The sequence below is a fragment of the Agrococcus jejuensis genome, from assembly GCF_007679035.1.
Classification (GTDB): Bacteria; Actinomycetota; Actinomycetes; order Actinomycetales; family Microbacteriaceae; genus Agrococcus; species Agrococcus jejuensis_A.
In genome coordinates, this window is the sequence record NZ_VEFR01000004.1 from 159,091 (window position 1) to 178,752 (window position 19,662).

Below are 19,662 nucleotides of genomic sequence, written 5' to 3' on the forward strand. Positions count from 1 at the left end.
TTGCGCGTCCGGCGCAGGCCCACCGATCGGCGTGCTGCCCGGCTACGCGGCGGATGCCTCGGAGCGCCGTCGCGCGCGGCGCTCGGCGAGCAGCAGCAGCGCCACCCCCGCGCCGAACGCCGCCATCGTGAGCACGCCGCGCGGCCAGAAGACGTGCGAGGTCGTGAACGACACGGAGGCGCCCAGCAGCACGGCGGTGCCGACGAGCGACGGCCAGCCGGTCCGACGCACGAAGACGACGCCCACGAGCGCGAACGCCGCGAGCAGCGACCACGTGCCGACGTCGGCGAGCACGTTGCCCTCGAAGAACATGACCGAGGTGGCGTCGCCGATCTCGCCGCCCATCGCGTGGTGCTCGATGAGCGCGCCGGCACCGATGCCGGCGAGCACGTCGAGCCCCGTGTAGAACATCGCGTACACGAAGGCGAGCAGGCGGGCGGCGATCGCGAGCGCGCCGTCGAGCCCGCCGCGCACGCGATGCAGCAGCGCCCAGACGCTGAGCCCCAGCAGCGGGAACAGCGGCAGCATGACGACGTGCAGGTCGTGCCACCACGAGGCCGACTCGGCGGTGAGGTGCGCGGGATGCGTGGCGCCCGCGACGGTCAGCGCGATGGGGCCGACGAGGGCCGCGACGATGCGGAGCACGGGCCTGGAGGTCATGCCCCATGCTCGCACCGTCCACGCGTGCACGGTGGCGACGATGCGCCGGATCGTGGGCGCCGGCGCGGACCGAGTCCAAGGATTCCCCATGAACGTGCTCGGTCGGCCGCTGCTGCGGGGCCCGTCGGCTAGCCTGGGAGCAGCAAGGGGAGTACTCCCGTCTGCGGCGAACCCGTCATTCCGAACGCTTCTGCGCTCCGGGCTCGTCGGTCTCGAGACGACACGCGCGTCGCTCGGGGCGGAGGAGACCTTGGTGTCCGTCACCAATCCCCTGGAGTCGTCCCATGCAGGTCTCTGCCCTCGTCTGGATCGTCACGATCGCCGTCACGATCGCGTTCTTCGTCTACGAGTTCTTCGCCCATGTGCGCAAGCCGCACGAGCCGACGATCGGCGAGTCCGCGCGATGGTCGGCGTTCTACATCGGCCTGGCGCTGCTGTTCGGCGTCGGCATCGGGGTGACGAACGGCTGGACGTTCGGCGGCGAGTACTTCGCCGGGTATCTGACCGAGAAGGCGCTGTCGCTCGACAACCTCTTCCTCTTCATCGTCATCATGGCCGGCTTCGCGGTGCCGAGGATCTACCAGCAGAAGGTGCTGATGATCGGCATCGTCATCGCACTGATCATGCGCGGAGCCTTCATCGCGGTCGGCGCGGCGCTCATCGAGAACTTCTCCTGGGTGTTCTACGTCTTCGGCGCGCTCCTGCTCGTCCTCGCGATCCAGCAGCTGAAGGGCGACCACGGCGACCCGTCGAACAACGCCTTCATGCGGTTCGTGCGGCGCGTGCTCCCCGTCACCGACGAGTTCCACGAGGACCGACTGACGGTGCGCCGCGACGGCAAGCGGTTCGTGACGCCGATGCTCCTCACGATCGTCGCGATCGGCTTCATCGACCTGCTCTTCGCGCTCGACTCGATCCCCGCGATCTACGGCTTGACCGACGAGGCGTACATCGTCTTCACGGCCAACGCCTTCGCGCTCATGGGGCTGCGGCAGCTGTTCTTCCTCATCGGCGGCCTGCTCGAGCGGCTCGTGTTCCTCGGTCAGGGCCTCGCCGCGATCCTCGGCTTCATCGCGGTCAAGCTCGTGCTGCACGCGCTGCACGTCAACGAGGTGCCGTTCATCAACGGCGGCGAGCCCGTGCCGTGGGCGTTCGACATCCCGATCTGGTTCTCGCTGACCTTCATCGGCGCGACGATCGCGGTGGCGACGGTCGCGAGCCTCATCGCCACCCGCGGCACGCGAGCAGCCGAGCGGGCCGACCGCGCGTCGGTCGAGTCTCCGTCGGACGCCGAGGTCTGAGCCGAGGCCCGCGTGGGCGCCGTCGGGCGCCCACGCGTCGGTCGTCGTGCGCGGCATCGGTGCCGCCGCCGCCCGCGCCCGGCGCCCCTAGCCCTCTAGCGCTCGTCGTGCGCCGGGAGTAGACTTGAGCCAATCAGACTCAAGTTTTCCCCGAGCGTCGATCGGCGCTCGGAGCCACGGATCGCAAGGAGACCACATGGCACGCATGGGCGGGATGCAGCCCGGCCAGCAGGACCAGCGCTCGGCGCTGGAGCAGTTCGGCACCGACCTCACCGCCATCGCACGAGCGGGTCGGCTCGACCCCGTCATCGGGCGCGACGCCGAGATCCGCCGCATCAGCCAGGTGCTGTCGCGGCGCACGAAGAACAACCCCGTGCTCATCGGCGAGCCCGGCGTCGGCAAGACGGCCGTCGTCGAGGGCCTCGCGCAGCGCATCGTCGCCGGCGACGTGCCCGAGTCGCTGAAGGGCAAGGCCATCGTGACGCTCGACGTCAACGCGATGGTCGCGGGATCGAAGTTCCGCGGCGACTTCGAGGAGCGCATGAAGAACGTGCTCGCCGAGATCCAGAAGGCCGACGGCCGCATCATCACGTTCATCGACGAGTTGCACATGATCATGGGCGCGGGCGCCGCCGAGGGCAGCCAGGGTGCGTCGAACATGCTCAAGCCCATGCTCGCGCGCGGCGAGCTGCGCCTCATCGGTGCGACGACGCTCGACGAGTACCGCGAGTTCATCGAGAAGGACGCCGCGATGGAGCGGCGCTTCCAGCAGGTCTACGTCGGCGAGCCCTCGGTCGAGGACACCGTCGCCATCCTGCGCGGCCTCAAGGAGCGCTACGAGGCGCACCACAAGGTCACGATCGCCGACTCCGCGCTCGTCGCCGCCGCATCCCTGTCGAACCGGTACATCCCGGCCCGCCAGCTGCCCGACAAGGCCATCGACCTCATCGACGAGGCCGCGTCGCGCCTGCGCATGGAGATCGACTCCGCACCCGTCGAGATCGACGAGCTGCGCCGATCCGTCGACCGCCTGCAGCTCGAGCGCCTCGCGCTGCGCCGCGAGCGCGACGACGCCTCCAAGGCTCGCCTCGCCACGCTCGAGCAGACGCTGCAGGAGCAGCAGACGAGGCTCGGCGACCTCGACCGACGCTGGCAGGCCGAGCGCACCTCCCTCAACCGCATCGGCGGCCTGCGCGAGCAGCTCGACGAGCTGCGCATCCGCGCCGAGCGCGCGCAGCGCGAGGGCGACCTCGAGCGCGCCTCGCGCGTGCTCTACGGCGACATCCCCAAGGTCGAGGCCGAGCTCAAGGAGGCCGAGGCGGGCGAGAGCGGCGTCGGCCGCATGGTGAACGACCAGGTGACGGCCGACGACATCGCCGGCGTCGTCGCCGCCTGGACGGGCATCCCCGTCGGCCGGCTCATGCAGGGCGAGACCGAGCGGCTGCTGCGGCTCGAGGACGAGCTCGCCTCCCGCGTCGTCGGGCAGCGCGAGGCCGTCGGCGCCGTGGCGGATGCGGTGCGCCGATCGCGCGCCGGGGTCTCCGACCCGAACAAGCCCACCGGATCCTTCCTGTTCCTCGGCCCCACCGGCGTCGGCAAGACCGAGCTCGCCAAGGCGCTCGCCGAGCTGCTGTTCGACGACGAGCGCGCGCTCGTGCGCATCGACATGTCGGAGTACGGCGAGAAGCACTCGGTCGCGCGCCTCGTCGGCGCCCCTCCCGGGTACGTCGGCTACGAGCAGGGCGGCCAGCTGACGGAGGCCGTGCGGCGACGCCCGTACTCGGTCGTGCTGCTCGACGAGGTCGAGAAGGCGCATCCCGAGGTCTTCGACCTGCTGCTGCAGGTGCTCGACGACGGCAGGCTCACGGATGGTCAGGGCCGCACGGTCGACTTCCGCAACGTCATCCTCATCCTCACCTCCAACCTCGGCTCGCAGTTCCTCACCGACCCGACGATCGACGCGCGCGCGGCGCGCGACCAGGTGATGGCGGCGGTGCGGCAGGCGTTCAAGCCCGAGTTCGTGAACCGGCTCGACGACATCGTCGTGTTCGACGCGCTCTCGGTGGCGGAGCTCGGGCGCATCGTCGACATCCAGGTGGGCGGCCTCGATCGCCGGCTGCAGGAGCGGCGGCTCACCGTGCACGTGTCGGATGCGGCGCGCCGCTGGCTGGGCGAGCGCGGCTACGACCCGCTGTACGGCGCGCGTCCGCTGCGCCGCCTCATGCAGCGCGAGATCGACGACCGCCTCGCTCGCGCGCTGCTCGGGGGCGAGATCCGCGACGGCGACACGGTGCAGGTCGACGTCGCTGCCGGGGGCGATGGCCTCTGGCTCGGCCCCGAGGGTGCGACGCCGCCGTCCGCGGCCGCGCCGCAGTGGTCGTTCGACCCCGATGCCGACCCGACGGACGTGACCGACGCCTGATTGGTCACTTCTGGCGGCCGATTGGGCAGTTGTGGCTCGCGACACGCCGTGGAGCGAACCACTACTGCCCAATCGAACGCTGGCGGATGCGGGACGCCGAGCGCGAGGATGGGGACCATGAGCCATGAGGACATGCCCCCGCACGGCAGCGACGAGCTGCGCGCGATCGTCGAGCGCGACGAGGCCGAGCTCGTCTTCGAGCGCTTCGACCTCGGCGACGCCTGGCGGCTGGGCGTGATGCTGCGCGAGGCGGCCCTCGACCGCGAGCTCCCGGTCGTCATCGGCATCGTCGTGAACGGGCAGCGCGTCTTCCACGCGGCCCTGCCAGGCACGACGCCCGAGAACGACCGTTGGCTCGAGCGCAAGACCAACGTCGTGCTGCACTTCCAGCGGTCGTCGCTCGGCGTTGGCGAGCGCTTCCGCGCCCGCGGCCAGGACTTCGCGGAGGCCCGTCTCGACCCGGCGACGCACGCGGCGCACGGCGGCGTGCTGCCGATCGCGGTGCGAGGTGCGGGCGTCGTCGGCGCGGTCGGCGTCTCGGGGCTGCCGCAGCTCGAGGACCACGCGTTCGTCGCCTCGATCGTGCGCACCTACCTCGCGGCGCCGCGCGGCTGACGGCCGCGAGCCGCTGCCGCCGCCTCCGTCGGCCGCGAGCGGCCGCCGTCAGCGCAGCGACGCGACGAACGCGCGGAGGTCGTCGACGAGCAGCTCGGGCTCCTCGAGCGCCGCGAAGTGCCCGCCGCGGTCGACGTCGGTCCACCGCACGATCCGGTTCTCCTGCTCGGCAGCGGCGCGGATGCCGATGTCGTGCGCGAGCTGCAGCGCCGCGGTCGGCACCCCCGAGATCTCCGCCGTCTCACCCCATCCCTGCGGCTGCGCGTAGCCGACGAACGCTGCGGTGCCCGCCGACGCCGTGAACCAGTACAGCGACGCGTTCGCCAGCACGAAGTCGAGGCCCAGCACGTCCTCCGCGGGCGCCTCCTCGGGCCACGACCAGGCCTGCAGCTTGTCGACGATCCATGCGAGCTGCGCGACGGGGGAGTCGGCGAGCATCGCGCCGAGCAGCGCGGGACGCGTGCTCTGCAGCGCGATGTAGGCGAGCTCGTCCTGCATGAATGCGTCGACGCGTGCGATGCGGTCGCGCTCGAGGTCGCTGAGCTCGCCGAGCGAGTCCGCGTGCTCCGAGGTCACGAATGCGCCGAGCGCCCCGTTCACGTGCACGCCGATGACGCGCTCGGGTGCGATGCGACCGAGCTCGGGCGCGATGCCGGCGCCGATGTCGCCGCCCTGCGCGACGAAACGGTCGTAGCCGAGCCGCGTCATGAGCTCGGCCCACATGCGAGCGATGCCGGTCGTCGACACGTCAGCCTCGGGCGAGAGCGGCGTCGAGAACGCGAATCCGGGCAGCGACGGGATGACGACGTGGAACGCGTCGTCGATCGAGCCGCCGTGCAGCTCGGGCCGCGTGAGGCGCTCGACGAGACCCAGGTGCTCGAGGAACGAGCCCGGCCACCCGTGGGTGATGACGAGCGGCGTCGCGTCGGCGTGCGGCGATCGGGCGTGGACGGCGTGGATGGTCTGCCCGTCGATGTCGGTCGCGACGTGGTCGAACGCGTCGAGACGGTCCTCGACGGCGCGCCAGTCGAGCTCGAGCCACGCCGCGACGAGCCGGTCGAGGTGCGCCTGCGGCACGCCGACGGCGCGCGAGTCGTCGGGCAGCGGGCTCGCCGCACGGGTGCGGCGCAGGCGCTCGTGCAGGTCGTCGAGGTTGGCCTGGGGGATGTCGATCGTGAGGGGGCGGATGGCGTCGGTGCTCGTGTCCATGACCCCAGTCCATCGTCGAATGCGGACAGCAGACGTCCTGATGCGCGAGACTTTCGTCGTGGATGCGACAGCGAGGGCGCTCGAGCTGCTCGTCTTGCTGCAGCGCGGCGGCGGCACGGGCCCCGACCTCGCCGCGCGGCTCGGCGTGACCGAGCGCACGCTGCGCCGCGACGTCGGTCGCCTGCGCGAGCTGGGCTACGGCGTCGAGGCCACGCGTGGTGCCATCGGCGGCTACCGTCTGGGGGCCGGCTCCTCGGTGCCGCCGCTCGTGCTGCGTCCCGACGAGGCCGTCGCGATCGCGGTGGGCCTGCGCGGAGCCGTGAACGGCGCGATCGGCGGGCTCGAGGAGGCGGCGGCGGGCGCGCTCGCGAAGCTCGAGGGGTCGCTGTCGCACGAGGCGCGCGAGCGGATCGCCGCGGTCGCGGGGTCGGTCGTCGAGCTGGCTGGCGCGGCGACCGTGCCCGTCGAGACCGTCGTCACGGTCGCGAGGTCGATCCGGGAGCGCCGCGGGCTGCGCATCCGCTATGTCCGCCACGACGGCACGGCGGTGACCCGCACCATCGAGCCGCACCGCATGGTGCACACCGCCGAGCGCTGGTACGTGCTCGCGTACGTCGCCGAGCAGCAGGCATGGCGGACGTACCGCCTCGATCGGCTCGAGCCCGTGCTGCCGTTCGCGGCTGGATTCGCGGTGCGCGACATCCCCGACGACGCCGTGCAGCGCTTCACGAACCGCGCGATCGCGACCGCGCCGTACCGGGTGCGGTGCCGCGTCGTCGTGCACGCGTCGCTCGTCGACGCCCGCGCGCGGTACGGCCCCGACGTCGCGGAGGCGCAGGCGATCGCCGACGATCGCACCGAGCTCGTCTTCGGCACCGACGACCTCGAGACGGCGGCCGTCTACCTGGGCGTCTCGGGTCTCGACTTCTCCGTCGTCGACCCGCCTGCCCTGCGCGACGCGGTCGCAGCCGTCGGCGCGAGACTCTCCGCGGCCGCCGCACGGAGCCCGCAGCGGTGACCGCTCGGCCCCCGATCGCCCACGGCACAGAGGCTCGGATGCGCTCGGCACGTCCGGCGCGCTAGGCTAGGGGTACCTGCGAGCGGTTCACGCTCGCCTGCGTCGTGGACGCGCCCGAAGCATCCGCCGAATCTCATCGGCAGGGCAGCCGGGCTCGGAACTGCGGCGAACGAACGCGACGACCGTCGCGATCGCCCTTCCGACGCGACGACGCCCACCGCCCATCGGCACGCCCCAGCGTGCGCGTGGGCCGACACGGCATGCGACAGCGCTGCCAGAGACGAAGCCATGAGCACCATCACTCCCACGTCCATCGCGGGCTCCAAGCCCGCATCCACCCCCGCACCGGCCGAGCGCGACCTGCCGTCGTTCGCCGACCTCGGCGTCGCCCCGCGCCTCCTCGAGGCCCTGCGCGGCATGGATCGGCCCACGCCGTTCCCCATCCAGGCCGACACGCTGCCCGACACGATCGCGGGCCGCGACGTGCTCGGCCGCGGCAAGACGGGCTCGGGCAAGACGCTCGCGTTCGCGATCCCGCTCGTGCAGCGCCTCGCGGGCGAGCTCTCGGGCGGCCGCCGTCGCAAGGGCCTGCCGCTCGGCCTCGTGCTCGCCCCGACGCGCGAGCTCGCGACGCAGATCGCCGCGACCATCCGCCCCCTCGCCGACGCCGCCGGCCTCACGGTCACGACGATCTTCGGCGGCGTGAAGCAGGGCCCGCAGGAGACCGCGCTGCGGAACGGCGTCGACATCGTCGTCGCCTGCCCCGGCCGCCTCGACGACCTCATGAAGCAGCGCATCGCGAGCCTCGAGGCCATCGAGATCACGATCATCGACGAGGCCGACCACATGGCCGACCTCGGCTTCCTGCCCGTCGTCACGCGCATCCTCGACAAGACGCCGCAGTCGGGCCAGCGCATGCTGTTCTCGGCGACGCTCGACAACGGCGTGGACAAGATCGTCAAGCGCTTCCTGCACGACGAGGTCATGCACTCGGTCGACGAGGCGAACTCGCCCGTCGCTGCCATGACGCACCACCTGTTCGAGGTCGGCGCCGACGACAAGATGGCGCTCGTGCGCACGCTCGCATCGGGTACGGGTCGTCGCATCCTCTTCACGCGCACCAAGCACCAGGCGAAGAAGCTCGCGAAGCAGCTCACCGCGTGGGGCATCCCGGCGCACGACCTGCAGGGCAACCTGTCGCAGAACGCGCGCGAGCGGAACCTCGGCGCGTTCACCGACGGCTCCGTGAAGGTGCTCGTCGCGACCGACGTCGCCGCGCGCGGCGTGCACGTCGACCACATCGAGCTCGTCGTGCACGTCGAGCCGCCGCTCGAGCACAAGTCCTACCTGCACCGCTCGGGCCGCACGGCGCGTGCCGGCTCGGAGGGCGACGTCGCCACGATCATGCTGCCCGCGCAGCGCTCCGACACGATGCAGCTGCTGCGCAAGGCGGCCATCGCGGTGCAGCCGCAGAAGGTGACCGCGACGTCGGATGCCGTGACGCGCCTCGTCGGCGAGGTCGCCCCGATCGTGGAGCCCGTGCCCGGCGGACCCGGCTCGGGCAACGAGATCCCGCAGCAGCAGGGCGGCGGCGGCGGTCGCTCGCGCCGTGGCGGCCGTGGCGGCTCGGCCGGCGGCCCCGCCGCAGGCGGCGAGTCGCAGGGCGCCGGTCGCCCGCGTCGCGACCGCTCGGGTCGCCCCGAGCAGAAGCAGCAGCGCCGCGAGCGCACCGGCGGCGAGGGCGGCCAGGGTCGCGGCCGCGGTGCCGGCCAGGGCCAGGGCGGCGCGCGTCGCGACGGCGGCGCCCCGCGCGGCGGCTCGTCGGTCGCATGGTCGTCGGGCGGCGGCGGCTCGCTGCAGGACGGCGGCCGCTCCGGCGGCCAGGGTCGCTCCGGCGGCCGCGCGGGTGGCTCGGGCGGCTCGCGCCGCTCCGGCCGCGCGCAGGGCTGACGCCCTCCACGGAGCACGATCGAACGCGCCGTCGCCCTCGCGGGTGGCGGCGCGTTCGTCGTGCGACGGGTGCTCAGACCGCGAGGACCCACGGCAGCGACAGCGGCGGGATGCTCGGCAGGGTCGGCAGGATCGGCGGCAGCGTCGGCAGGATCGACGGCAGCACGCCGCCGTCGCCGGCATCGGAGGGCGTCGGCTCGGCAGGCGGCTGGGTCGGCGTAGGCGCCGGCGCCTGCGTCTGGGTCGGCGACGGCGCGGGCGCCGGTGCCGGTGCCGGCGCGGGGGACTGCGTGGTCGTCGCCGCGGGAGCGGGAGCAGGACTCGCGACGGTCGTCGGCGCCGCAGCCGTCGGCGCGGTGGTCGAGCTCCTCGCGGGCGTCGTCGTGCTCGTGGGCGCCGGCGTCGCCCAGCCGTCGCCCTCCGCCCAGGCCGGCGTCGTGCTCCCCGGCATGAGGGGCTGCGTCGGCGCATCGGCCGATCCGTCGGACTCGGTGGGCGTCGTGTCGTCGCCGACGGGCTCGGCGCCGTCCGACGTCGGCGTGATGGCCCCCGGGTCGAGGTCCTGCGCACCACCGAGGCTCGACAGCCCACCGCCCCACACCGCGACGGCGGCGATCGCGGTCGCTGCGACCGCGAGCGCTGCGAGGGTCACGGCGCCGCGGCGCCTGCGGCGACGTCGTGCGGCCACGTCGGACGGGGTGGATGCGGTCGCCCTGGCAGGGTCGTCGTCGGTCGCGACCGCGGGCGTCGGCGCCATGGACGCGTCGCCTGCGCCGGCCGCTGCGAGCGCCGCGATGCCGGCTGCGTCTGCGCGGTCGTCGGCGTCGTCCGGGCGGTCGTCGCCGTCGTCGTGCGACCGCGCTGCCTCCGCCGACGGGGCGGCCGGGGCCGCGGCCGTCGACGAGGCGTTCGGCGACTCCGGGCTCGTCGGTGGAGCGTCCTCCACCTCGGCGTCCGGCGACTCGACCACGGCGTCGGCCGCCGCCTCGGGCAGCACGGCCACCGTCACGTCCTCCACCCCGGGGCCCTCGGCCTCGGCCTCGGCGGCGGTCTCCGGGACGGCGTCGGTCTCGCGGTCGTCCGAGTCGGACGCCACGGCCACCGCCGGCGCGGCATCGAGCGGGGCGTCGGCGACGTCGTCGGCGCCGATCTCGCTCGATGCGGCACCGACGGCGCCGAGCCCCACCGCCCCCGAGCCCGTCATCCCGAGCCGTGCCGTCTCGACGACGCGCGCCGATGGCTCGCCGTCGACGTCGGCGCGCGCGCGGGCGGGGTGCCGCACGTCGCTGCACAGCGTGCAGGCCGCGACGTGCGCGCGAGCGGCAGGCGTGCTCGACCTCGCGAATCGCGCGTGCTCGCCGCCGGCGCGATCGAGCACGACCGCGCGCACCTCGGTGCGCAGCGCGCGGCGGCCGGCGCGGATGGCGGCCGCGGCCGTGCGGTGGTCGACGCCGAGCGCATCGGCGACCTCCGACGCGTGATAGCCCGTGACGACGCGCGCGAGCACGGCGTCGCGCTGCAGCTGGGGCAGCGCGCCGAGCGCCTCGCGCATCGGCGACACCGCCGACGGATCCGCGGATGGCACGTCGAACGCCGCGAGCGTCGACTCGTCGATCGACATCGGCACCGTCGGCCTCGCGCCCACCTCGAGCGCCTCGGCCGCCGAGTCACGCACCGATCGGCGCAGGGCATCCACCGCGGCGCGCGCGCCGGCCTCGTCGTGGGCGTAGTCCGACGGGTCGAGCACGTCGATGGCATGCAGCACGATCGTCTCGGCATCGTCTGCGCGTCGCACGAGGCGCTGCGCGAGCGCGTCGAGCCGCGAGCGCACCGCGGCCCAGTCGCGGCCGAGCAGCGACTCGAACCCCTGGTGCGCGGTCGTCACGGTGCCTCCTGCCTCGATGCGTGGGCGAACGTGGTGCTGGATGGTAACCCTGCGCGCGGCGAAGCGTCTGGGCGGGGGACAGGATGCGCGGCCAGCCGCGCGCCCGATCACGCGATCGGCACGAGGCCGCGCACGACCTGCCGCACCACGTCGGCGACCGTGTCGGCGACGACCCCGATGCCGCCGAACGCGTCCGCACCGGCGCGGAGCAGGAGGAAGCCCACGATCGCGACCATCCACGACGTCATCTCGCCGGCCTGCCGCATGAGCCAGTCGTTCACGCGCTGCAGCCACGGCTCGATGCGGCGATGCGCCACGAGCCGCACGCCCAGCAGCACGAGCGCAGGCAGCACCATCACGACGACGTAGGCGGCCAGCACGGCGCCGTGCACGGGCAGCGGCAGATCGGCGCCATCCATGATGCCGATCGCCATGAGGTACGGCAGCAGCGTCGCGACCTCGATCGCGGTCGCCGCGAGCGCGAGCGTCATGAGCGGTGCGACGGATCCGGACTCCGCGTCGAGCGCACGATCCCGCCAGCGCAGGATGCGCTCGGGTGGGCCGTCGCCCTGCCGAGCCCTCGCACGGCTCGACAGCCAGAACGAGCCCGCGAACAGCGCGGCGCCCACGGCCATCACCACGCCGCCGCCCACCGGCGACGCCAGCCACGCCTGCACGTCGTCGAGCAGCAGTCGCGCGCCGAACGACAGCACGACGCCCATCACGAGGTAGAAGCCCGCGACCGTGCCGAGGTAGGCGAGCATGCGCGCCACGCTCGGCCGCGTCGACGCGAGCAGCAGCCAGATGGGGATGAGCAGCGTGCCGAAGCTCGTCGAGTCGGCGAGCGCGAGCAGCACGAGCGTGCCGATCGTGGGAAGGTCCATGGCTCCACGCTCGCGTGCCCGCCCCATCCGCGCGTCGGCGGAAGGTCGCATGCGTCGCGCCCCGGCATCCGTCGATCGGATGACCCGCCATCGCCCCGGGCGTGCTGGGATGGACGCATGGCCGATCGCCGACCACCGCTCGACGAGTACGTGCTGCCGCTCGTGCGGTACCGATCGCGCCTGGGCGTCGTGGCGATCGCCGCGCTCGCGCTCGCCGCGGGCATCGCCGGCACCGCGTTCGGGTACGGCTACCCCGTCGATCCCGCGCTGCCGCTCGGTCTGCCGTGGATGTCGTACGTGCTCGTCGTCGGCGCGGCCGGGTGCCTGCTCGCGAAGCGTGCGGTGCCGATCGTCGCCGTGGCGGGCGCCGGCGTCATCGTCGTGACCGACGTCGCCGCCGTCACGGGGTCGCTGTCGCTCATCCCCGTGCTCGCGTTCTTCGACGCGATCTACGCCGCCATGCTCGACGATCGGGCGCGCATCCGCCGCGTCGTGCTGGCGATCGCGGTCGCGGTCGGCCTCGTGCTCGTCGGCGTATGGCTCGCGACCGGCGACGTCGACCCGGTGCGCGGCCTGCAGCTGGCGCTGTCGCTCGCGCTCCTCATCGCGGCACCGACGGTGTGGGGCCTGTCGGTGCGGCAGCGCGACGAGCTGCTCGCCGCCGAGACCGCCCGCGCGGATGCCGTGGCCCGCGCCGCCGACGCGGAGCGCGAGAGCGCCGTGCGCGGCGAGCGCACGGCGATGGCGCGCGAGCTGCACGACGAGCTCGCGGCGCGGCTGTCCGCCATCGCCCTGCAGTCGGCGGCCCTCGCGGCGCGCGCTCCGGCCGACGACGCGACGGCGACGGCGGTACGAGCCATCCGCTCGTCGAGCGTCGAGGCGCTCGACGAGCTGCGGCAGCTCATCGGCGTGCTCACGACCGGACGCGACGACGACGCCGTCGCCGTCGGCATCGACGACGCCGAGGTGCTGCGTCGCGACGCGGAGCGGTTCGCCGTCGACCTCGACGCCCGGGTCGACGTGCCGCCCGACGCGATCGCGACCGCCGCATCCCACGCCCTCATGCGCATCGCCCGCGAGTCGCTCGTGAACGCCGCGCGCCACGCGCCGGGCGAGCCCGTGCGGCTGCGCGTCGAGATCGCCGACGGCGTCGCCGCGCTCGACGCGTCGAACGCGCTCGTGCCCGGGGCGACCGCCGGCGGCAACGGGCTCGGCATCGCCCTCATGGCCCAGCGATGGCGCGCCGTGGGTGGATCGGGCAGCGTGGGGGCGCGCGACGGCCGCTGGGTCGTGCGCGTCGAGGTGCCCGCGGCGGAGGTGGATGCATGACCGAGCCCACCGTGCGCGTCGTCGTCGCCGACGACCACGCCGCCGTGCGCGCGGGCATCGCGGCGGTGCTCGCCGCGGATCCATCGATCGCGGTCGTCGGCGAGGCGGCAGACGGTCGCGCCGCCGTGCAGCAGGCGACGGCGCTGCGCCCCGACCTCGTGCTCATGGACGTGCGCATGCCGCGCCTCGACGGCATCGCCGCGACCGCCGAGGTCGTCGCGCTCGGCGTCGCGGTGCTCGTGCTCACGACCTACGACGTCGACGAGCACGTCGATGGCGCGCTCGCCGCCGGCGCATCCGGCTACCTGCTGAAGACCGCCGAGCCCGAGGCGATCATCGCGGGCGTGCGCCGCGTCGCCGCCGGCGAGGGCGTGCTCGCCCCCGAGGTCACGATGCGGGTGCTCGAGCGCATGCGGGCAGCCCCGGCACCACCCGCTGCGGTGCCCGCGGGCGTCGACGACCTCACGGTGCGCGAGCGCGAGGTGCTCGTGGGCCTCGGCGAGGGGCTCTCGAACGCGCAGCTCGCCGACCGGCTCGGCATCGGGGAGCCGACGATCAAGACCCACGTCTCGCGGGTGCTCGCGAAGCTCGGCGCCCCCTCGCGCATGCGTGCCGCGGTCATCGCGCGCGACGCTCGCCTCGTGTAGTCGAGGGTCTCGGTCCGATGCGACCTCGCATCGGACCGAAGCCCTCAACCCTGCAGGGCGAGGCTCGCCGAGCCGATCGCCGTCGACCAGCGGCCGAGCGCCGCGGGCACGATGCGGCGCGGCTGCGGCACCGACTGCAACGGCGCGAGCGCGTCGAGCTCCTGCTCGATGATCGGCAGCAGGATCGACTGCGCCGCCATGCCGACCGAGCCGCCCAGCACGACGATCTCGGGGTCGAATGCCGGCAGCATGCGCCGCAGCGCCGCCGCGATCGCGATGCCCGCGTCGCCGACGGCGCCGATGGATGCGGGGTCGCCGGCGAGCGCCGCATCCACGAGGTGCTTCGCCGTCACGGGCAGGCCCCCGGCGAGGTCGCGCGCCGCAGCGATGCGCATGCCGACGCGCGCGAGCGCCTGACCGCCTGCGAACGCCTCGAGGCATCCGTGCGCCTCGCAGGAGCACAGCGGGCCGTCCTCGACGACGGTCACGTGCCCGAGCTCGCCCGCGAAGCCGTGCGCGCCGCGCAGCGCCTGACCGCCGACGACGAGCGCGCCGCCGACGCCCGTGCCGAGCGACACGAGCAGCAGCGACTGCGCACCGCGGCCCGCGCCGAAGCGGTGCTCGCCGAGCCCGTGCGCGTTGCCGTCGTTGTCGACGACCACCGGCAGCCCGACGCGCGCCGACACGGCATCCCGCACGGGGAAGTCTCGGATGCGGAAGTGCGCCGCCCACGCGATCGTCGACGCGTCGGGCGTGAGCCACGACGCGATGCCGAGCCCGAGGCGGTCGGGCGTCGGCTGCCCCGCGGCGGCCAGCGCGGCGCGCAGCTCGTCGGCGGTGCGGGCGATCTCGTCGAGCAGGCCGTCGGACGAGCGGATGCGATGCTCGCGCCACGAACGGTGCAGCACCTCGCCGGCCTCGGTCATCGCGACGCCCGCGACCTTGGTGCCGCCGACGTCGATCCCGAGCAGAGTCACCGCACCATCCTGCCGTGTCGACGGATGCGGTGCGTCGCGGGTCGCCGGCCAGGGCGACCCGCGACGGCCTCGGTGCGAGAGCGGAGGGGCACCGACCCGTGCCCCTCCACTCGACCCGCACGGGAGCGCGGGCCGACGCCCGTGGGCGCCACAGGGAAGACGTGTGAGGTCGCCTCAGCATGACGGACGCCCGGAGGCGGGCGCATCCCGGGCGTGTCGTCGGGGCCGGGCTAGGGGATGAGCGGCGGGAGCGGCAGTCCTGGCACCTCGGGGAGCTCGGGGATGCCGGGCTCCTGCGGCGCGAGGCACAGCAGGCCGTCGAGCATGGGCAGCGTGACCGTGATGGGCGACTGCGCGGCGCTCTGCGGCGCGAGGGTGATGGCCTGCGGCGCGGTGCACAGCACGATGAGGTCCACGGAGTCCACCGTGAGCACCGCGGACGTCGCCGTCGCGATGCACGATCCCAGGTCGCATGCGAGCCCGGACTGCACCACGGTGCTCGCGACGAGGTCGCTCGGCGCCGTGAGCACGTAGTCGGCTCCGGGCACGAGCCCGTCGATCGTGAACGTCGAGGTCGCGACGAGCGGGATGGGCGTCGACCAGGTCGGGGGAGCGCTCACGGAGAGCACGGGGACCGGGGTGGGGTCGACGGGATCGACCGGGTCGACGGGATCGACCGGGTCGACGGGATCGACCGGGTCGACGGGATCGACCGGATCGACGGGGTCGACGGGGTCGACGGGATCGACCGGGTCCACGGGATCCACGGGGTCGACCGGGTCGACCGGCTCGACCGGCGGCTCCGGCTCGCTGGCGGGTGGCTGGCGTTCCGTCGAGGGTGGCGTCTCGATGGCGGGATCGGTCGGCGTGGGCGCCGTCGCGACGATCGGCGCCACCTGCTGCGACGGCGGCGCGACGGGCGTGCGGGCGACGGGGGCCGACGCTGCGGCTCCGACGACGACCGTCTGCGGAGCGGCGGGAGCGGCCTCGTCAGCGGCGGCGACGGGTGCCTCGTCGGCGGCCGACGGTGCGCTCGGCGTCTGCGTCACGGGCGCGACCGCGGTCGGCGGCGCGGCGACGCTCGCCGCATCCGTCGGCGTGAGCGCGGCGACGGAGACCACGACCACGACGGTCGCCGCGGCCGCGGCACCGAGGATGGTGGTGGCGGCGATCGCGGGCTTGCGCGCGATGGTGCCGATCACGGCCTGGGCGACGTTCGCCGGCGCGACGGCGACGGCGCCGCCGCCGACGAGCAGCGGCACCACCGCGAAGACCCAGCGGCCGAAGCCCCGGCCGCCGCGCACCTCGAGGCAGTGCTCGCAGCGGGCGACGTGCGCGAGCGCCGAGCGATCCTTCGACCTCGCGTGCACGGCGCACTCGCCGCCCGCGCGCTCCATGAGCACGGCCTGCAGCTCGCTGCGCAGCGCGCGACGAGCACGCAGCGCCAGCACGGCGGCGGCGTTGGGGGACAGCCCCATGTCGCGGGCGACATCCTTCACCGGCTCGTCATCGATCACGGTGCGCGCCAGCACCTCGCGATGCCGCGGCGCGAGCGCGCCGAACGCCTCGCGCACGGGGGCGAGGGCGTCGAGGTCGTCGACGGCCATGGCGCCCAGGCGCGTGTCGGCGATCGAGGCGAGCGCGTCGTCGGCGACCTCGGTGCCCACGACCGCCTGCCCATCCTTCGATCGCACGACGTCGATCGCGCGGAAGCGCACGCCGCGGGCGAGGTAGGCGGCGGGATCGCGGATCTCCTCGCCGGCGTCGACGCGGCCGATGAGCTCGATGACCGTGGCCGAGACGACGTCCTCGGCGACCTCGCGGCGGCGGACGACGCGCTGGGCGATGGCCAGCAGTCGTGGCTGGAGGTCGTCCCACTCGTCGCGCAGCACGGCGCGGATCGCCGCGGTCTCGTGCAGCTCGAGGGTCATGGGCCACTCATCTCTCGTCCGGTGACGCGTGCACCCGGATGGAGCGGCGGGCCGGAAGCAGAGACTAGTCCCCCGAAGTGGTGAGCGACACTCAGCAGTGTCCCCCGATGGCACCATCGAGTCATGCGCATCCTCCTGACGGCATTCGAGCCCTTCGGCGGCGACGCCGAGAACGCGAGCCGGGAGGCGGTGCTGCGGCTCGCCGAACGCGACGTGCCCGGCGTCGACCTGGCCGTCGGCATCCTGCCCGTCGCCTTCGCCACCGCGCCGACGCGGCTGCGCGCGCTCGTCGACGAGCACGCGCCCGATGCGGTGCTCGCGATCGGCGAGGCCGGCGGGCGTGCGGTCGTGACGCCCGAGCGACAGGGCCGCAACCGCATCGACGCGCGCATCCCCGACGAGGCGGGCGACCAGCCGCGCGACGTCGCGATCGACGACGGCCCCGAGCTGCGCGCGGCGACGCTCGACGTCGACGCGCTCGTCGCCGCCATCCGCGACGCAGGCGTGCGGGCCGAGGCGTCGGAGGATGCGGGCGGCTTCGTCTGCAACCGCATCGCCGTCGAGGTCGCCGGCCTGCCGGTGCCTGCAGCATTCGTGCACGTGCCGGCGGTGCGCTCGATCGGCGTCGCGGGCGTGGGACGCGAGACGGATGCGGTCGCGGGCGTCGCGACGGCGCTGACGTTCGACGACCTCGCGACGGCGATCGGCGCGTGCGTGGCATCGGCGGCCGGGCAGGTGGCCGCCGACTGAAGGTCGCCACCGATGCCGCGCGCATGCGGCACGGCGAGGCCGCATGCCGCTCGGCCGAGCGCGCAGCCGCGGATGCGGCGGGCGCCGAGCGTCAGCGCGCCGCGTCGGCGGCGGCCGCTGCCCGTTCGACCCAGCGCGGCGTCGCCACGGGGCTGAGGTTCGGCAGCAGCGCGCCCGCCTCGCAGCGCTCGACGAGCTGGGCCGCACGCCGCGCGCGCGTCTCGTCGCGCTTCGCCGAGGCGATCCAGTGGATGGCGGCCTTGCGATAGCTCGCGGTCGCCTCGCGCAGGAACGCGGTCGCGGGCGCGCTCGCGTCGAGCACCGCCTGCTCCGACGCTGCGAGCGCCACCGCATCCTGCTCGTGCGAGTAGGTGCCCGTGCGATCGGGCGTGCGCCGCTCGAACGCGACGATGCCGGCCGGGTGCATCCGCCCCTCGGCGAGCAGCCGCTCGACGTGCGCGACGTTGACCGCCGACCACGTGCTCACGGACTTCCGCGGCGTCCAGCGCTGGCGCCGCGTGTGCTCGTCGATGCGCTGCGAGACCGAGTCGATCCAGCCGAAGCACAGCGCCTCGGGCACGGCATCCGCCCACCCGAGACCGGGATCCGCGGCGGGGGAGGAGCGCTTGTGCAACCCCATCCACAGCTCGGTCGCCGTCTCGTGGTTGGCCTCGAGCCAGGCACGCAGCTCGGCGGCGTCGCGGAAGAAGATCGCGGGCCGCTCGGCGCTCCCGCCCGGCGTGCCCGGCTGCGTCATGCGGTCAGCATGCCACGCACGTGCGACGCGGTTCGCGGTGAGGCGTCGATTGGTCCACTTGTGGACCAATCGACAGGGCGATTGGTCCACAAGTGGACCAATCGATCGCAGAAGATGGCCAATCGACGCAGAAGATGGCCAATCGACGCAGAAGGTGGCCAACCGATGGAGGGGCGCGGCCCAGTCGAGCCGTGCGAGCGCTACGCCGCTGCGACCGCAGCGCGCACCGCGGCTGCGAAGGCGTCGACGTCGGACTCGGTCGTGTCCCACGAGCACATCCAGCGCACCTCGCCCGACTCGCCGTTCCAGTCGTAGAACATGAACGACTCGCGCACGCGATCGGCCACGCCGGCCGGCAGGTGCGCGAAGACGCCGTTCGACTGGGTCGGCTGCACGAAGTCCACGCCGTCGACCCCCTCGAGCGCCGCGCGCAGTCGAGCGGCCATCGCGTTCGCGTGGCGCGCGTTCTCGAGCCACACGTCGCCGTCGTAGAGCGCGAGCAGCTGCGCCGACAGGAAGCGCATCTTCGACGCGAGCTGCATGTCGAGCTTGCGCAGGTAGACGAGACCGTCGCCCGCGCGCTCCGACAGGGTCACGACGGCCTCGGCGCCGAGCGCGCCGTCCTTCGTGCCGCCGAGCGACAGGATGTCGACGCCCGCGTCGGTCAGGAAGGCCCGCAGGGGCAGGTCGAGCGCCGCCGCAGCGTTGGCGATGCGGGCGCCGTCGACGTGCAGCAGCATCCCCTTGCCGTGGGCGTGGTCGGCGAGCGCGCGGATCTCGTCGACCGTGTAGAGGGTGCCGAGCTCCGTCGACTGCGTGATCGACACGATCCCGGGCTGCGCGCGGTGCTCGTCGCCGAAGCCCCACGCCTCACGGTCGACGAGCTCGGGGGTCAGCTTGCCGTCGGGCGTCGGCACGGCGAGCAGCTTGAGGCCGGCGACGCGCTCGGGCGCGCCACCCTCGTCGACGTTGATGTGCGCACCGGTCGCGCAGATGACCGCGCCCCAGCGCGGCAGGCTCGACTGCAGCGCCAGCACGTTCGCGCCGGTGCCGTTGAAGACGGGGAACGCCTCCGCCTGCTCGCCGAGGTGCGCCTGCACGACCTCCTGCAGCCTCGCCGTGTACGGGTCGAGGCCGTACGACACGACGTGGCCCTCGTTCGCCGTCGCGATCGCGGCGAGCACGGCGGGATGCACGCCGGCGTAGTTGTCGCTCGCGAAGGTGCGGATGCTGGTGTCGTGGATCTGCTGCACGCATCCATCCTCTCGGTTCCGCGGCTCGCGCCGCGACGCCGGATGCCGCGAACGGACGAAGGCGGCCCCGACGC

At 74.0% G+C, this 19,662-nt stretch carries 16 protein-coding genes; 8 read left to right on the plus strand and 8 right to left on the minus strand.

Translation table 11 applies throughout. The annotated features are described in order from the left end of the window. Positions 1–42: 42 nt before the first annotated feature. Positions 43–660: a hypothetical protein gene (locus tag FS793_RS13065; RefSeq protein WP_144721009.1), complete on the minus strand. Its 618-nt coding sequence runs from the start codon at positions 658–660 to the stop codon at positions 43–45. A 284-nt stretch (positions 661–944) separates the two neighbouring features. Here FS793_RS13065 and FS793_RS13070 point away from each other — a divergent pair, with 284 nt between their 5' ends. The 3 genes from FS793_RS13070 (at position 945) to FS793_RS13080 (ending at position 4,998) form a co-directional block, all read left to right on the plus strand. Continuing rightward, positions 945–1,961, plus strand: a complete 1,017-nt coding sequence (locus FS793_RS13070; protein WP_144721011.1) for a TerC family protein — start codon at positions 945–947, stop codon at positions 1,959–1,961. 196 nt (positions 1,962–2,157) lie between these two features. Next, a complete protein-coding gene (locus FS793_RS13075) occupies positions 2,158–4,383 on the plus strand; it encodes an ATP-dependent Clp protease ATP-binding subunit (RefSeq protein ID WP_144721013.1) in 2,226 nt (741 codons plus the stop codon). Between the two features lie 117 nt (positions 4,384–4,500). Next, positions 4,501–4,998, plus strand: coding sequence for a heme-degrading domain-containing protein (locus FS793_RS13080; protein ID WP_222123761.1), 498 nt, complete (start codon positions 4,501–4,503; stop codon positions 4,996–4,998). Between the two features lie 48 nt (positions 4,999–5,046). Here FS793_RS13080 and FS793_RS13085 read toward each other — a convergent pair whose 3' ends face one another. Continuing rightward, positions 5,047–6,207, minus strand: coding sequence for an epoxide hydrolase family protein (locus tag FS793_RS13085; protein WP_144721015.1), 1,161 nt, complete (start codon positions 6,205–6,207; stop codon positions 5,047–5,049). Between the two features lie 40 nt (positions 6,208–6,247). On the opposite strand from FS793_RS13085, the gene FS793_RS13090 reads away from it, so the two are divergent. Together FS793_RS13090 and FS793_RS13095 are read left to right on the plus strand one after the other, a co-directional pair. Continuing rightward, positions 6,248–7,225, plus strand: coding sequence for a helix-turn-helix transcriptional regulator (locus FS793_RS13090; protein ID WP_144721017.1), 978 nt, complete (start codon positions 6,248–6,250; stop codon positions 7,223–7,225). A 288-nt stretch (positions 7,226–7,513) separates the two neighbouring features. After that, complete coding sequence (locus FS793_RS13095; protein ID WP_144721019.1) at positions 7,514–9,175, plus strand: DEAD/DEAH box helicase; 1,662 nt, start codon at positions 7,514–7,516, stop codon at positions 9,173–9,175. A gap of 73 nt (positions 9,176–9,248) precedes the next feature. Here FS793_RS13095 and FS793_RS13100 read toward each other — a convergent pair whose 3' ends face one another. Next, on the minus strand, positions 9,249–11,060 hold the full coding sequence (locus FS793_RS13100) for an RNA polymerase sigma factor (RefSeq protein WP_144721021.1): 1,812 nt from the start codon (positions 11,058–11,060) through the stop codon (positions 9,249–9,251). Positions 11,061–11,167: 107 nt separating this feature from the next. Beyond that, positions 11,168–11,944 carry a GAP family protein gene (locus FS793_RS13105; RefSeq protein WP_144721023.1) on the minus strand — a complete coding sequence of 259 codons (777 nt, stop codon included), beginning with the start codon at positions 11,942–11,944 and terminating at the stop codon, positions 11,168–11,170. A gap of 117 nt (positions 11,945–12,061) precedes the next feature. Between FS793_RS13105 and FS793_RS13110 the strand changes: the two genes are divergently transcribed. Together FS793_RS13110 and FS793_RS13115 are read left to right on the plus strand one after the other, a co-directional pair. Next, positions 12,062–13,273: a sensor histidine kinase gene (locus FS793_RS13110; protein WP_144721025.1), complete on the plus strand. Its 1,212-nt coding sequence runs from the start codon at positions 12,062–12,064 to the stop codon at positions 13,271–13,273. Further along, positions 13,270–13,920, plus strand: a complete 651-nt coding sequence (locus FS793_RS13115) for a response regulator (protein WP_144721027.1) — start codon at positions 13,270–13,272, stop codon at positions 13,918–13,920. Before FS793_RS13110 ends, FS793_RS13115 begins: the two co-directional genes overlap by 4 nt. Before the next feature lie 44 nt (positions 13,921–13,964). Here the strand turns inward: FS793_RS13115 and FS793_RS13120 are convergent, their stop codons facing one another. Together FS793_RS13120 and FS793_RS13125 are read right to left on the minus strand one after the other, a co-directional pair. Beyond that, complete coding sequence (locus tag FS793_RS13120) at positions 13,965–14,897, minus strand: ROK family protein (RefSeq protein ID WP_144721029.1); 933 nt, start codon at positions 14,895–14,897, stop codon at positions 13,965–13,967. Positions 14,898–15,127: 230 nt separating this feature from the next. Beyond that, on the minus strand, positions 15,128–16,828 hold the full coding sequence (locus FS793_RS13125; protein ID WP_186329515.1) for an RNA polymerase sigma factor: 1,701 nt from the start codon (positions 16,826–16,828) through the stop codon (positions 15,128–15,130). Between the two features lie 123 nt (positions 16,829–16,951). Between FS793_RS13125 and FS793_RS13130 the strand changes: the two genes are divergently transcribed. Next, positions 16,952–17,578, plus strand: a complete 627-nt coding sequence (locus FS793_RS13130) for a pyroglutamyl-peptidase I (protein WP_144721033.1) — start codon at positions 16,952–16,954, stop codon at positions 17,576–17,578. A gap of 91 nt (positions 17,579–17,669) precedes the next feature. Here the strand turns inward: FS793_RS13130 and FS793_RS13135 are convergent, their stop codons facing one another. Together FS793_RS13135 and FS793_RS13140 are read right to left on the minus strand one after the other, a co-directional pair. Then, complete coding sequence (locus tag FS793_RS13135) at positions 17,670–18,335, minus strand: YdeI/OmpD-associated family protein (protein ID WP_144721035.1); 666 nt, start codon at positions 18,333–18,335, stop codon at positions 17,670–17,672. Between the two features lie 200 nt (positions 18,336–18,535). Next, complete coding sequence (locus FS793_RS13140) at positions 18,536–19,588, minus strand: threonine aldolase family protein (protein ID WP_144721037.1); 1,053 nt, start codon at positions 19,586–19,588, stop codon at positions 18,536–18,538. Positions 19,589–19,662: the final 74 nt, after the last annotated feature.